At 35.5% G+C, this 14,207-nt stretch carries 12 protein-coding genes; 6 read left to right on the plus strand and 6 right to left on the minus strand.

Annotated features, from left to right (window positions below; genetic code table 11):
* Positions 1–99 precede the first annotated feature (99 nt).
* Complete coding sequence (gene glcP, locus CD172_RS03665) at positions 100–1,434, plus strand: glucose transporter GlcP (protein WP_085622664.1); 1,335 nt, start codon at positions 100–102, stop codon at positions 1,432–1,434.
* Between the two features lie 134 nt (positions 1,435–1,568).
* Complete coding sequence (locus CD172_RS03670) at positions 1,569–2,597, plus strand: NAD(P)/FAD-dependent oxidoreductase (RefSeq protein ID WP_103345513.1); 1,029 nt, start codon at positions 1,569–1,571, stop codon at positions 2,595–2,597.
* Between the two features lie 234 nt (positions 2,598–2,831).
* Here CD172_RS03670 and CD172_RS03675 read toward each other — a convergent pair whose 3' ends face one another.
* From CD172_RS03675 to CD172_RS03690, 4 genes are all read right to left on the minus strand, one after another.
* Positions 2,832–3,275 (minus strand): DUF2871 domain-containing protein, encoded by a 444-nt coding sequence (locus CD172_RS03675; protein WP_060551715.1) that lies wholly within the window; start codon positions 3,273–3,275, stop codon positions 2,832–2,834.
* A gap of 66 nt (positions 3,276–3,341) precedes the next feature.
* Positions 3,342–3,968: a YcnI family copper-binding membrane protein gene (locus CD172_RS03680; RefSeq protein WP_103345514.1), complete on the minus strand. Its 627-nt coding sequence runs from the start codon at positions 3,966–3,968 to the stop codon at positions 3,342–3,344.
* A gap of 12 nt (positions 3,969–3,980) precedes the next feature.
* Positions 3,981–5,222: a copper resistance CopC/CopD family protein gene (locus CD172_RS03685; RefSeq protein WP_103345515.1), complete on the minus strand. Its 1,242-nt coding sequence runs from the start codon at positions 5,220–5,222 to the stop codon at positions 3,981–3,983.
* A 194-nt stretch (positions 5,223–5,416) separates the two neighbouring features.
* Positions 5,417–7,078: a Na/Pi cotransporter family protein gene (locus CD172_RS03690; RefSeq protein ID WP_103345520.1), complete on the minus strand. Its 1,662-nt coding sequence runs from the start codon at positions 7,076–7,078 to the stop codon at positions 5,417–5,419.
* Between the two features lie 286 nt (positions 7,079–7,364).
* Between CD172_RS03690 and CD172_RS03695 the strand changes: the two genes are divergently transcribed.
* From CD172_RS03695 to galU, 4 genes are all read left to right on the plus strand, one after another.
* Positions 7,365–7,844: a MarR family winged helix-turn-helix transcriptional regulator gene (locus tag CD172_RS03695; protein ID WP_037566559.1), complete on the plus strand. Its 480-nt coding sequence runs from the start codon at positions 7,365–7,367 to the stop codon at positions 7,842–7,844.
* Complete coding sequence (locus CD172_RS03700; RefSeq protein ID WP_060551719.1) at positions 7,825–8,763, plus strand: magnesium transporter CorA family protein; 939 nt, start codon at positions 7,825–7,827, stop codon at positions 8,761–8,763. Before CD172_RS03695 ends, CD172_RS03700 begins: the two co-directional genes overlap by 20 nt.
* Before the next feature lie 503 nt (positions 8,764–9,266).
* On the plus strand, positions 9,267–11,393 hold the full coding sequence (locus CD172_RS03705) for a helix-turn-helix domain-containing protein (protein ID WP_103345516.1): 2,127 nt from the start codon (positions 9,267–9,269) through the stop codon (positions 11,391–11,393).
* Positions 11,394–11,481: 88 nt separating this feature from the next.
* Positions 11,482–12,369: a UTP--glucose-1-phosphate uridylyltransferase GalU gene (galU, locus tag CD172_RS03710; RefSeq protein WP_103345517.1), complete on the plus strand. Its 888-nt coding sequence runs from the start codon at positions 11,482–11,484 to the stop codon at positions 12,367–12,369.
* Between the two features lie 40 nt (positions 12,370–12,409).
* Here the strand turns inward: galU and CD172_RS03715 are convergent, their stop codons facing one another.
* Positions 12,410–13,615: a CynX/NimT family MFS transporter gene (locus tag CD172_RS03715; RefSeq protein ID WP_103345518.1), complete on the minus strand. Its 1,206-nt coding sequence runs from the start codon at positions 13,613–13,615 to the stop codon at positions 12,410–12,412.
* Between the two features lie 201 nt (positions 13,616–13,816).
* Positions 13,817–14,035: a YozE family protein gene (locus CD172_RS03720; RefSeq protein ID WP_103345519.1), complete on the minus strand. Its 219-nt coding sequence runs from the start codon at positions 14,033–14,035 to the stop codon at positions 13,817–13,819.
* Between the last annotated feature and the right edge of the window lie 172 nt (positions 14,036–14,207).

Here is a 14,207-nt window from a genome sequence, read left to right on the forward strand (position 1 = left end):
AAAATACAAATTATTCTCAAATAATGAAAAATTATAATTTACGAATTATTTCTGAAAGCGTATACTTATATCCATACTTAATCAATTGGAGGTTACCTGATGAATATCAATAAAAAGTTTATTTTCTTTATTGGTGCTTTAGGCGGATTACTGTATGGATATGATATGGGAGTCATTTCTGGGGCATTATTGTATTTACAAAATGATATTCCACTTACCCCGAAACTACAAGGCGTCGTCGTATCATCGATGTTATTTGGTGCCATTTTCGGTTCAGGGTTTAGCGGGCCATTATCTGAAAAGTTAGGCCGTCGTCGTCTCGTTTTTATAATTTCCATTATTTTTATTGTCGGCACACTTGTTTTAGCGTTAGCACCAACTGTTGAAATCGTTGTATTAGGTCGATTTATAATCGGACTTGCTGTGGGTGGTTCTACAGCAATCGTTCCTGTATACTTATCAGAACTTGCACCCACTGATGCGCGTGGTTCTTTAAGTTCATTAAACCAATTAATGATTACAATCGGTATATTATCATCATTCCTAGTCAATTATGCATTAGCTCCTTTTGAGGCTTGGCGATGGATGTTAGGATTAGCAGTCGTACCATCACTCATTTTAATGATTGGTGTTATCTTTATGCCTGAGAGTCCACGTTGGTTATTAGAAAAACGTGGTGAGAAAGCAGCGCGTGATGTCATGAAATTAACTTATCCTGAGCATGAAATTGATTTAGAGATTGCAAACATGAAAAAAATCAATGCTATCTCTGAAAGCACTTGGGATGTTCTAAAGTCACCTTGGTTACGTACTACTATCATCATTGGCTCGATATTCGCATTATTACAACAATTAATTGGAATTAATGCCATCATTCACTATGCACCAACCATTTTCCATAAAGCAGGACTTGGTGATTCAGCGTCTATTTTAAGTACTGTCGGTATTGGTGTTGTGAACGTCTCAGTCACAATTGTTGCTATTCTAATTATCGATAAAATTGATCGTAAAAAGTTATTGATGATTGGTAACTTAGGTATGGTCGGCTCATTACTTGCTATGAGTGTATTAATAAGTTTATTAGGTGTAAATGCAGCTGTATGGATTATTATTATCTGTTTAGCATTATTCATTGTGTTCTTTGGTATTTCATGGGGACCTGTGTTATGGGTAATGTTACCAGAATTATTCCCAATGCGTGCACGTGGAGCTGCTACAGGTATTGCCGCACTTGTGTTATCTATCGGAAGTTTACTCGTGGCTTATTTATTCCCGATTATTAGTGATATTTTAAGTGTGCAAGAAGTATTTTTAATCTTCGCCGTTATGGGTGTGATTGCATTCTTCTTTGTAATGAAATTTTTACCGGAAACACGTGGTCGTAGCTTAGAACAAATCGAAGCAGATTTACGTGGTCGTTCGGCTAAAAAATAATTTCTCATGCGCACGTTTAAGCATCTGACTTACGATTAAAGTAAGCATCAGATGCTTTTTTTATCTTTTTAATTGATAACGAATCTCATTTGTAACATAATGGATGTAAACACATAAGAATTGAGGAATGTCGTATGAAAGATGTCACTATTATTGGTGGAGGACCTGCTGGACTCTATGCAAGCTTCTATGCAGGCGTACGTGGTATGCAGGCACGTTTAATAGATGCCCAACCGAGCTTAGGGGGTAAAATGCGCATATATCCTGAAAAAATCATTTGGGATATAGGGGGCGTCGCACCTAAGCCATGTGGTGAAATCATGCAAGATATCATTTGCCAAGGCTTACATTTTAATCCAGACGTTCATCTAAATTCTAAAGTCGTCAATATAGAGAAAGTGAGTCATCATCATTTTAATGTTACGACTGAATCTGGTACAACGTTCTCTTCAAAATCTATCATTATTGCCATTGGTGGTGGGATCATCACACCTAAAAAATTGCAATTATCAGATGATGCACACGATTTTGAATACACCAACTTACATTATGCAATTTCTAAATATGAGCATTTTCGAGGTAAAAAAGTGTTAATTTCAGGAGGCGGTAATTCCGCAATGGATTGGGCTCAGGCGCTTGCCCCGATTGCTAAAGAAGTCATCTTAGTCTATCGTAATGACTCGGTAAAAGGACATGAATCAACGTGGGAAGCACTTCAACAATTACGTGTTCAATGTCTGCCAAATGTGTCTATAACAGCTTTACATCATGATTGTCATTGTCATGACCGTATTCAATCCGTTACACTACAACACTTAGAAACTCAAGAACGAATGACATATCCTATAGATGCTGTCATTGTCAGTCACGGTTATGAACGCCAAATTGACTTACTACAAGAGACGACGATGCCCCTTGCATTAACAGAGCAACAACTTATTGCAGGTCAAGGAGACACACGAACGACTGTTGACGGTGTCTATGCATGTGGAGACATATTAACGCACCCTTCAAAAATAAATCTAATTACAGGTGCGTTTCATGACGCTGCACATGCGGTAAATAGTGCAAAAGTGTATATTTCACCCGATGATACAAAACAAGGATGTGTATCGAGTCATCACCCTGCCTTTAAAGAAGCAAACAAACAATTTTTACTTTAATCACACCGTTAATCATTGTATAACCTTTCAATCAAAATGATTACAGCTTCATACTATTCGTTTCATCATCTACACATGCTAAGGAGCAAGGCTGTTTCACTGTCATTCATCCTTGTGTTGGCCCATCTAATGTGTTCAATTATTTCGAACTAGGTAAGTTGGTATAGCAGGCTGTATTAAATATGAAAGGGCTGCGCACGTTGTTTTTATGCACAGCCCTTTTACTATTTGTATTTAGTGTTTCTTTTTCTTAACCAATGGTTCCCCATCTCTTGGTTCTGTAATAATCGCTTGTCTTAATAAAAAGAATAATAGAATAAAACCAACCGTAATGGTCACATGTCCTAACCCAGCAAATCCCGCTAAACTTGGGGGGATGGTTTGTTTCGACACTTGCATGAACCCTTTTGTAAACTGCATACCTACTGTCGTCAGAACACCTATATTGTATATGATGTAAAACCAGTTAAATAAATAGTAGCTACTAATCTTAAATAATTTCTCAATAGGAATGAGCATTAAAAACATAAACATCCCAAGCGTAAGTAAGTGTGTATGCATCACACTCATCTGTGTAGCCCCAGTAAATTGATAATGAACAGTAATTTCACGATAAGCAAAACCACTCAGTAATCCTAATGCGGTATAAGCCATAAATGTGTATAAGATGCGTTTCATGAATCGTCATCTCCTATCTTTAGTCAAATTAATTATGACGATAACAACAAGGTATGTCAATGTACATTACTTGTCATTTTGACTTTGTTTATAACGCTTAAATACAGCAACGAAAGACATTATTAATGCAAGAATGGACATGATCCATATTGCTGGATGGGTGCCTTCTGAAGCTGTGTGATGCGCATCATGTTGCTCATGATGATTATGACCTGCAGTAGTGCCGCCACCTTGTTTCACTTCAGAAACAGGCGCAGGGTGTTCGCTGTCCTCATTTGCATCCGTCCATTTTACCTGTTTGCCGTCTTTATATGTTTGTATCGCTTTCCATACAAACTTTCCTTCTTTTTCAGGATTTGCAACAACTATTGGAAAATTGACATGCTCATGTGCGCCTATCCCTTTACCTGTTGCTTCCCAAGTTACTTTTTTTATATTATCTTGTTTGTCCATTTCAAATGTATGTTTAAACCCTGGTACAGGTGCTACAGATGATAACGCAACGCCATCGGGTACTTCTAATTCAAGCTTAACTGTTGGCACGTCACGTTCCACAGGCACTCGCACTTGATATTCGTCATATGCACCTGGTGCACTCGTATTCGGATTAAGTGTTACATGTGCTTCAACATTTTGACACCCTAAAATAACCCCTATTATCAGGATACTGATTATTCCTTTAATTAACTTCATACGTCCACCTCTTTACAGATTAATTTGACTCATAATGATGCCGAATAAGACGAGCACTATGCCAATCAACAACTCAGTTATAAGCAATTTTCTATGAATACATTTCTTTTGTTTCATCATTTTAAACGTTTGATATGCGCCAAGCCCTATCATCACTAATGTGAACACTACTTTCGAAATCCATAAACTCAAATAAGTGGTCATATGACGAAATAAATGTGTAAATGATGTTTGATCGATAGTCATCAGTACACCGGTTACGATAATGACTACTACTGCACATATATTTAATTTTAAAATGATTGAACGTAAGATCAGCACGTACGAATGCCGATGTTGTGTAAATATGTAAAACATGAGATAGAGCAATGTTCCTAACCACAAGGCGATAGCGCTTAAATGCAGTGTTCGAATAAGAATCGCATATACTGGTATCTCTTGCGCCCATACATGTCCTGACATTGCCAAAGCAATAAGTAATATCACTGGTAACGTATCATACCAAATCTGCTCCATATTACGTAGCGCTAACAATATTAAGAGCGTCATGACTGCAGTCATTGTTAAAATAAATGGAAATTGCAACCATGTATCAAATTGTAACCGTAGAATGTTATCGATGACTGACTGAGGCAAAGTCATTAAATACAATACACTCGTTCCGAGAACACATAGACATAACATCACCGTTACACCACGGTGTCGAAGTAACACTGGATATGTCGGTAGTCCTTCATATTTCATGATGCGATTCACATAGTACAATCCGATAAAAAGAAGTAGCATACTTTGAAGTAAAAAGCGCATCGCGCCCCACCACAAACTGACATCTTTCCAAATAGGTTGTGTCTTGTCGATTGCCGTTGCGGTTGAATGCCCAATTGAAAATATGTATGTCTCATGCATCGTATGACCATCTTGTGCAGTCGCTTCCCATTCAACCAGGTGTGACCCTTCTTCTAAGGATGGAACATTAAATGAAATCTGTTTTGAAAACCCCGATTCTTTTGGCTTTACAGTAGTGATTTTATGACCTTGATCATTATATATTGTGAGTGTACTATAGGTTGTATTCACTGGTTCACTCATCTGCAATTCAATGTGATGTGGTGATTGCGAAACAACTTCTTTAGCTGCAGGGGTTGCGCGTTCTAATGTCGCATGCGCAGAAACAGGATTGAGCATCCCCCCTATACTATAAATACAAAAAAATAATAGCACACTCCAATGTAATACGGTTTTAAAGACCGTCAATTGAACCCCCTCCTAAAATGCATACAATGAAAATTGTAGCAAACGCAAATAAGATTACAATCCAATTCAGAATCGTTCATGGAATTGTAAAAAATAGTTACTTTACCTCACCATTTTAGGATTCAATAAATACAAAAAAGTCTCCAATGTTCATTAAAAAATGAACATTGGAGACTTGTACATCATATCCTATTTTAAATGTCATGCGTCGCAATTTCCTCATCTGTAGGAACATCATCATTGAGTCCTACTAGAGATTCAGAAATATTACGCGCGTTATAACCAATACGTTCTAACACACCTATCATATCAATATAGATTAAACCACCATCAGTCGAACATTCCCCACGATTTAAACGCTTAATGTGCCCTTTACGTAACTTGTGTTCAATATTAAATGATTCACGACTACGTTCCACAATCTCATCTTTTTTCGTCGTGTCGTACACATCTAACATATCAATCGCTTTATCAAATGATTCTGTTACATGGTTAAATAATTTTTCCACACCACGTTGTGCATCTTCAGTAAGGTAAATTTCTTTTTGGTGCTTACGGTCTAACTGCTCTACATATTCTTTAATTAAATCTGCAACTTTTAAAACAGAGCGATTCACATCAAACATGACAGCTAAACGTTCCACATCGCCTTTATTAATATCTTTAGTTGAAATACGTACAAGATAACTGCGAATGCTATCATTAATTGTTTCAACAGCTTGATGTTTTTGTTCTAGTTTTTTCAATAACTTTTTATCTACTTTTGACGTATCTTTCACATCATCAAACATAGATTCAACAATGTTCCCTACGTTTTGTAACTCTTTTTGTGTTTCTTGTAAAGCCACACTTGGTGCATGGTATACAAGATCTTTATTTAAATGTTGCGGTTTGTAATCTTCAGTCACATCTTTACCAGGAACAATCTTCGTTACAAGCCAAGCAAGTACAGCAACAAATGGTAATTGAATTAACGTATTAGTCACATTAAATGCCCCATGTGCAAACGCAATTGCCATGGCTGGTTTTAGATGCCATGTTTCTTGAAGTACACCTACAAGATGAATCACAATTGGTAAGAATAATGAAAAGATGATCACACCAATCACGTTAAAAATAACGTGGACAAATGCGGCACGCTTTGCAGCTAATGAACCAGCTAAACTTGCTAAAACAGCTGTAATCGTTGTTCCTATATTATCACCAAGTAATACTGGAATCGCTGCATCTAAACTGATCATATTTTGTTGATAAAATTCTTGTAAAATACCAATTGTAGCACTTGAACTTTGTACCAAAGCGGTTAACGCCGTTCCAACAAAAATACCTAAGAACGGATTTGATGACATATCGAGCATTAATTGTTTAAATCCTTCTAGTTCTGCTAAAGGTTTAACAGCACCGCCCATAAACTCTAAACCAAAGAATAAAGAACCGAAACCAAATAAAATACGGCCGATGTTGTTAATTTTAGATCGTTTAAAGAAGAAAATTAAGAATGCACCAATCGCAAGAATAGGCATTGCATATTCGCCTAAATCAATACCGATAATGAACGCTGTCACAGTGGTCCCGATATTAGCACCCATAATCACACCGATTGCTTGCTTTAATGTCATAAAACCAGCCGTTACAAGTCCAATTGTAATGACTGTTGTCCCTGAACTACTTTGAATTAAAACGGTTACGACAATACCAGCGATGACCCCTAACACTGGATTTGATGTAAACTTATTTAAAATATCACGTAGCCTATCCCCTGCTGAAGCTTGAAGCCCATCTCCCATTACTTTTAAGCCGTAGAGAAAAATCCCTAACCCGCCTAAAAAGGAAAAGATGACTTCCATAACCGACATTTCCATTATTTCACCTCTATTAAGCTTTATAGTTCGATTATCGCTCATAAATGTAAATTTAATGTTAAGATTACGTAAAAAATATTTAAAATCAACGCTAAAATTACACTTTGATTGTAAATAAAATCATCTCAAACATTACTTTACTATAAATAAGTCACATTAAATGAGTTTACATTAGTTACATGAAATACACAATTGAAAGTGCATTTTCATTCGTAATCCAATGACATAAATTATAAAGTCCATTATAATATAGTCATTATGAAATAAAGGGACGACGAGTATGAGCCATCAAAACGATTATGAATTAATGTTGTTTTATTACGCATATCAAACATTTACGAAAACGGCAGATGACTTGATAAAAGAATACGGGCTAAGCCGTCAACATCATCGGTTTTTGTTTTTTATCAATAAACTGCCAGGTATCACTACCAAAAAATTATTAGAAAATCTCGAAATATCTAAACAAGGCTCTCATGCCACACTTAAGTTGTTAAAAGAAAACGGACTCATCTATGATGAACTTGATTTAACAGATCGAAGGTTAAAGTGTTTATATCCTACTGAAAAAGGTAAAGCATTGATTGCGACGTTAAATCAAGCTCAAAGTGAATTATTTAAAAAGATAAAAGAGGCTCGTGGTGACAACTGGTATGATCTCATGGAAGGCTTTGCGGAGTCTAGACAAGGTTTTCAAGACATCCGTCACCTTAAACCGAGCGAGGAAGAAGGAGACGACTATGATCACAGCTTATCGTAACAATGAAGCATTAGCGATAGTAGAAACGTCAGATTGGTCCACAGCACAGTGGATTAATGTAGTGAAACCCACACAAGAAGAAAGCCAAGCTTTATTAGAATTTTTTCCATTCCCAAAAGACTTTTTGGAAGATGCCTTAGATAGTGAGGAAAGTTCACGTATTGAAAACGATGAAAGCGGTTATTCACTCATCATCAGTGACTTTCCAGTACTTAAGGATGACCATTATGATATCAAAAGTTATCACACGTCTCCATTAGGAATCATTATTGGTAAAGGTGTCATTATAACGATTTGTAGTCAAAGTTTTAACTATTTTGAGCACTTACTTTATCAACACGTTAATTTAAAATACAAAAGTCGATTTGCATTAAATGTTTTGTATGAAATGTCTTCAGAATTTAACCGTGCCTTACGTTTATTAAATAAAGAACGTCGTCAAGTTGATATTAAACTACAAAAACGTGTTACAAATTTACGACTTTATTTTTTAAGTGAAATCGAGAAAAGTCTTGTATATTTTATAGCATCTCTTAAAACGAACGCATCTACACATCGAAAACTATACAGACTTTCTACATTAAAACGGTTTTCAGAAGATGATGAATTATTGGAAGACGTATTAAATGAACATCAACAAGCCATTGAAACGACAGAACTTTACTTACGCATCGTTGAAAGTATGACAAATTCTTATGCTTCACTACTTTCAAATCAATTGAATACAACGATGCAAACGTTGACCATTTTTACGGTACTTCTTACTTTACCAACATTGGTATTTAGTTTCTTTGGAATGAATGTCCCATTACCTATTGATGCGCAATCTGGTATCTCCTGGATTATCGTCATAGCGATTTCGTTGATACTTGTAGCGTTGACGTCTATACTACTGTGGCACAGCAACCGGCTCAAATGATGAAGCGTAGGGTTTAGAACCTGTTCTAACTAAATCCTACGCTTCATCATTATCATTGCACCTCTTAATAAAGATTTACCGCTTACAGCTCCCTCATTAAAATATTCGATATGCATCGCTAATTCTGTTTTTCACACGTTGAATAACCATTTTTTAAAACTCCACTTAAATTTAGAAATATATCGTTAAAAACATGTCCTTTCTGCCCATTAAATACTCTATTTATCAGGCTTTTTACACATTACTCACCTACTCAAATCTTATATGTCCATGACCTTCATTATTTATATCTAAATTAAACCTCTATTATTAAGTCATATGTCATTTATTTATAGATAAAAACGACAAATATGTCTAATAATATCAAAAAGTAATTAAAAAATTAAAATAAAAGAGAAAATATTGTTGCTCATTATATTTAGTTCTATAATACTAATTATTTATAACTGAATTACGTTTACACCATTACGACACATAAATTTTTAGTAAGTGAGGTTTCATCAATGCAGAATGTCCATATTGAGTTATTAGATCAATTTCATACAGATGCATATCGTTGTTTTAATGCTGTAGAATTGTATTTCTCTCTCGATGGAAAATTAAAAATTCAACATAATGGTTTAAATAAAGAGTTATATTATCAAGTCGCTATTATTAATCACGGTGATCTCATTAAAATACACCACGCACAAGCATTGATAAAAATTACTATTCCGTTACACATTTTAATGGAGATGCAACCAAATTTTATGCATGGCCATTTCGATGATACACAGTTGTATTCACATGAACAATTACGTGAGTGTGTGCAATCTTTAATTATCTTGAATGACGAAGACCAACAATATAAAACCTTTCTTACACTCATACAATTGTTGCTAAAAGAATGTTATACCCCTTGTGACGGCATATATATGCCTCAAATGCAAGTTGATTCTGAAATGTTCTCAAATGTATTAAAAATGATTCATAAAGATATTAAACAGAAAATCACTTTACAAGAATTAGCACGCTCATTTTTCGTTTCATCGTCTTATATCTCTATTTTATTCAATGAACAATTAGGGTTTAATTTTAAGAGTTATACCGTGACCTTGAAGTTAAGTCTATCGTTACCTCACTTACTATGGAACAATTATTCTATATATGACATCGCTCAAAATTACGGTTTCTCCAATTACAGTAATTATTCTAAGCAATTTAAAAGTTATATCGGTGTGAGCCCATATACATATAAAAAACATCACACAAATAATGATACAAAAATTATTGTTCATCACGATAATTCCAAAATTTTTTATCAGTTAAATCAAAAATGTTCTGAAGATCATCATGGCACGCATTTGAAAGTGGACTTAGATGCTGTCACACCACCGTCCCTATTCAAATTACCGCATATTCGTCTCATGCTGACTTATTTAGATGACATGTTTATGCACGAACAATTTTTTAAAACGTTTAAAGACGTTTTACGTAAACAAACACATTATTTATATTTTGAAAGATGTGTAAATGTAAAATTGGTTCATGATAAAGGAACAACGCTTGAGCGAATCATTCGATTTATGCATCGCTATCATTTACATTTCAGCTTTAAAATCACGTCTTTATATGACTATGAAGTGTTAGAAACTAACTTTTTAAACAATATTAAATCGTTATCACCTGTCATCCCAGACGTTAAATCTCTACTTCCCAAGGTCAATGTTATCTATGATTTTAAAGGGCTCACACCAAAAGATATTGATTATTTATCTGAACGTTTTGAGCACATCTTTCATACATGTACATTTGAATTGTTAATTCCGCACGATACTAAGCGAAATATTAATCAATATATTCAACAATCTCAGCACCTAAAAACGAACATCAACGGCTATGCACTTGATATTTCAGACTATATGAATGGTGAAAACCCTCATCAATCTTTACTAGTTAATCAACATATCATTAAATATTGGCAAAATTTAATTTTGACACATACCGTTAAAGACCAATTGCTATCCTTTTCTTTAATCGGTTTGTCACCTAAAGTCTTTGAGCATTATCATCATGCGTACATCATGCATCTACCTAACGCTTGGCTTTATTTTTTAATCCATTTAAATCCAACATTTAATGCCATTAATATGCCTTTAAAAGCGACACACGATACATCATTTAGTTATGTGAATGAACGTCATTTAAATACGATGTTTCCTTTCATTTCTGATTTATTACGACCATTCATGCAACATTACGTCAAAATACAAAAACATGCCATTGTTAAACAAACTGACGATCATTACGATATATTGCTGTTACCGGATGATTGGGATAAAGCGATAGATATCCCTGAAGACATTTGTCATTATCACCTCTCTAGTGAACTGATTCGTGATAAGCATCTTGTCATTATTCGAACCTATGATGATGAAGTGATGAATGCGCGTAAACTGATTCAAACTGATGCAACGATGTTTATTCCAAGCCAACATATTCAAGCCGTGAAAGATACGTTACACTTGAGACAACATATATTAATACATGATTTTAGTAAAGGTCCGTTAAATATTGAAGTTAAGCCGACCCAAGTGAAAGCAATTCAAATTTATAAACCTTCAACATTATTGCTCAATGATTTAATTTAAAAATAGCCCCGGCTCCCTTTAGTATTTCTTATTCATTTGTACTATAATGTAAGAAATGACAAAGATTGAGCTAGGAGGCTATTTTTTTATGTCAAAAATAAAGAAAGCGATCATTCCAGCTGCAGGGTTAGGGACACGTTTTTTACCTGCAACAAAAGCGATGCCTAAAGAGATGTTACCTATTCTCGATACACCTACAATTCAATATATTGTAGAAGAAGCATCTCGCGCAGGGATAGAAGATATTATCATCGTTACTGGTAAACATAAACGTGCGATTGAAGATCATTTTGACAACCAAAAAGAGTTAGAATCAACATTAAAAGAAAAAGGCAAAATGGATTTATTAGAGAAAGTACAACATTCTACAGATTTAGCGAATATATTCTATGTACGTCAAAAAGAGCAAAAAGGACTTGGCCATGCGATATGGACGGCACGTCAATTTTTTGGAAATGAACCTTTTGCAGTCTTACTAGGAGATGATATTGTTCAATCCGAAACACCGGCTATTCAGCAACTTATTGATCAATATGCAGAGACACATAAATCTGTCATTGGTGTACAAGAAGTACCATACGAAGAGACACACCGTTACGGCATTGTTGAGCCAGAAGCAAAAGCCGGCAGACGTTATGAAGTCAAACAATTTATTGAAAAACCTGCGGCAGGTACTGCCCCTTCAAACCTAGCAATTATGGGCCGTTACGTATTAACGCCTGAAATTTTTAATTATTTAGGCACACAAGATGTGGGCGCAGGTGGAGAAATACAATTAACGGATGCAATTGAACGATTAAATCAAGACGACCAAGTTTACGCCTATGAGTTTGATGGCACGCGCTATGATGTCGGTGAAAAAATCGGTTTTGTAAAGACTACATTACATTTTGCATTAAATGATCCATCAATGAAAGACGAAATCACGCACTATATTCAATCATTGTTGGAACAATCCTCATCACCATTAAAATAAGCGCTTGGGACGAAATCAGAATCGGTTTCTGTCCCTAGCGCTATTTTTTTATACATTCATCTTCGATAACAGCAGTTGTAGTTGCAAAATGACCGGCTATTAAAATCATGAGCGACATCACTAAAAATATCGCTATTGCAATAGGCCATTGATTGGTCCATTCATATATGGCCCCCATTAAGAAAGGACCTATTGCTGCAATCAAATAACCCACGGTTTGACCAAAGCCTGACAACTGCATACTACCTGTCGTTGTTTTAGCACGAATAGAAAAAAGCGTCATACATAAACTAAAACAAGCGCCTACCGCCATGCCTGAAAATATCATCGCGAATAATAACAACCATACATTCTCTGACCATAACAACATAAATCCTAATACGAATAACGTTGTAATGATATAGATTAAGCGACGTTGACTGCGCATTTTAGCAGCTAAAATTGGAAAAGAAAATGTCATTGGTAGTTGGGCAAATTGATTAAGCATTAACATATAACCTGCCATTTCAGGGGAAATGCCTTTGCTAATTAAGATCGACGGATACCACGCTATAATGCAATAAAATGTCATCGATTGAAATGCCATTAATATTGCAACAGCCCATGCTAATTTAGATTTAACTATATTGTATGTTTTTGTCGGAGGGAGTGCACGCGTGTGATTTACAGACTTATGTTTCACTTGAGGAAGCCAGCATACGATCGCTAACAAAGCAAACACAAGCCAAAATGATAACGAAAGGCGATAATCAAGTGCACTGACTTGTGATAACGGGTAGCTGAAACCACCACCCAGACCAGCTGTTAAATTCATCGTAGCACTATAAATGCCAGTGATTAATCCAATTCGAAGTGGAAAATGACTTTTAGCAAAAGCTGGGAGTGTGACATTACAAAACGCTATGGATACTCCTAGCATGAACGTCCCTACAAAGAAGGTACTTACACCTCCAGCTACACGTACAAGTAAACCACAAATGATAGCAATGACAGCAATGAGTAATATGAATGACATGTCAAACCGTTTTATAATGCGTGTCACGCCAATTGATACAACGCCAAATATCACTAATGGAATCGTCGTGATTAAGCCTGCTATCATATCATTGATGAGTAAATCCGACTTAATTTGATGAATCACAGGGCCTACTGATGTTAACGGTGCCCTCAGCGTTGAGGCTATGAAAATAATCCCTACCACTAATAGCCATTGGTTTTGAATTTTATTTGGCATCCTTGTTCCCATCGTCGCCCCTCCTATGTTATCTCAATACGTTATCATTTTATCATAAGCATGCTCGACACCTAAGCTATGGTTTTTAAATCGTATACGTTGAATTGTTGGAGCCATCAATAAAACGCAGAAGTAAGTCCATGACATTACCTCTGCGTTATGCAATGATATGTAAGGGTGAAGGCAAGTTCGTATAAACTTGCCCTACCACCATTATAATAACCCTTTGGAATTGGCATATAATTGTAACGCTCTTTTGACCGTCTCAATCATGTCATTATCCACGGTGGTATGCTTATGAAAATATGCCAGTATCTCACTTGGATGTATCACGTCTCGTGGAAAATCGATGTCATTCGTTAAGAACGTCGCCAATTCTCCTAGAGGGGTTGCATCTCCTTGAAATGCTAACATAAAGTCATAAAAGCTCATATCATCACCTCTTACACAATGAGCTACTTCACATTCTATCATTTTATAAATGCTTTTCAATAAAATTTATATTACAAATTAATATCACCTATTATTTAAAACGTTGTCACAATTTTGTCGATATATATCCCCCTTTTGCTTTCACCCTCAATCTATTACAATAACATTATAT

The organism is Staphylococcus agnetis (genome assembly GCF_002901865.1).
GTDB lineage: Bacteria > Bacillota > Bacilli > Staphylococcales > Staphylococcaceae > Staphylococcus > Staphylococcus agnetis.

What these genes read in the sequence shown, in the direction of transcription:
- glcP (WP_085622664.1), top strand. Translation starts at nt 100, where the DNA reads ATGAATATCAATAAAAAGTTTATTTTCTTTATTGGTGCTTTAGGCGGA.
- CD172_RS03670 (WP_103345513.1), top strand. Translation starts at nt 1,569, where the DNA reads ATGAAAGATGTCACTATTATTGGTGGAGGACCTGCTGGACTCTATGCA.
- CD172_RS03675 (WP_060551715.1), bottom strand. Translation starts at nt 3,275, where the DNA reads ATGAAACGCATCTTATACACATTTATGGCTTATACCGCATTAGGATTA.
- CD172_RS03680 (WP_103345514.1), bottom strand. Translation starts at nt 3,968, where the DNA reads ATGAAGTTAATTAAAGGAATAATCAGTATCCTGATAATAGGGGTTATT.
- CD172_RS03690 (WP_103345520.1), bottom strand. Translation starts at nt 7,078, where the DNA reads ATGTCGGTTATGGAAGTCATCTTTTCCTTTTTAGGCGGGTTAGGGATT.
- CD172_RS03695 (WP_037566559.1), top strand. Translation starts at nt 7,365, where the DNA reads ATGAGCCATCAAAACGATTATGAATTAATGTTGTTTTATTACGCATAT.
- CD172_RS03700 (WP_060551719.1), top strand. Translation starts at nt 7,825, where the DNA reads ATGATCACAGCTTATCGTAACAATGAAGCATTAGCGATAGTAGAAACG.
- CD172_RS03705 (WP_103345516.1), top strand. Translation starts at nt 9,267, where the DNA reads ATGCAGAATGTCCATATTGAGTTATTAGATCAATTTCATACAGATGCA.
- galU (WP_103345517.1), top strand. Translation starts at nt 11,482, where the DNA reads ATGTCAAAAATAAAGAAAGCGATCATTCCAGCTGCAGGGTTAGGGACA.
- CD172_RS03715 (WP_103345518.1), bottom strand. Translation starts at nt 13,615, where the DNA reads ATGGGAACAAGGATGCCAAATAAAATTCAAAACCAATGGCTATTAGTG.
- CD172_RS03720 (WP_103345519.1), bottom strand. Translation starts at nt 14,035, where the DNA reads ATGAGCTTTTATGACTTTATGTTAGCATTTCAAGGAGATGCAACCCCT.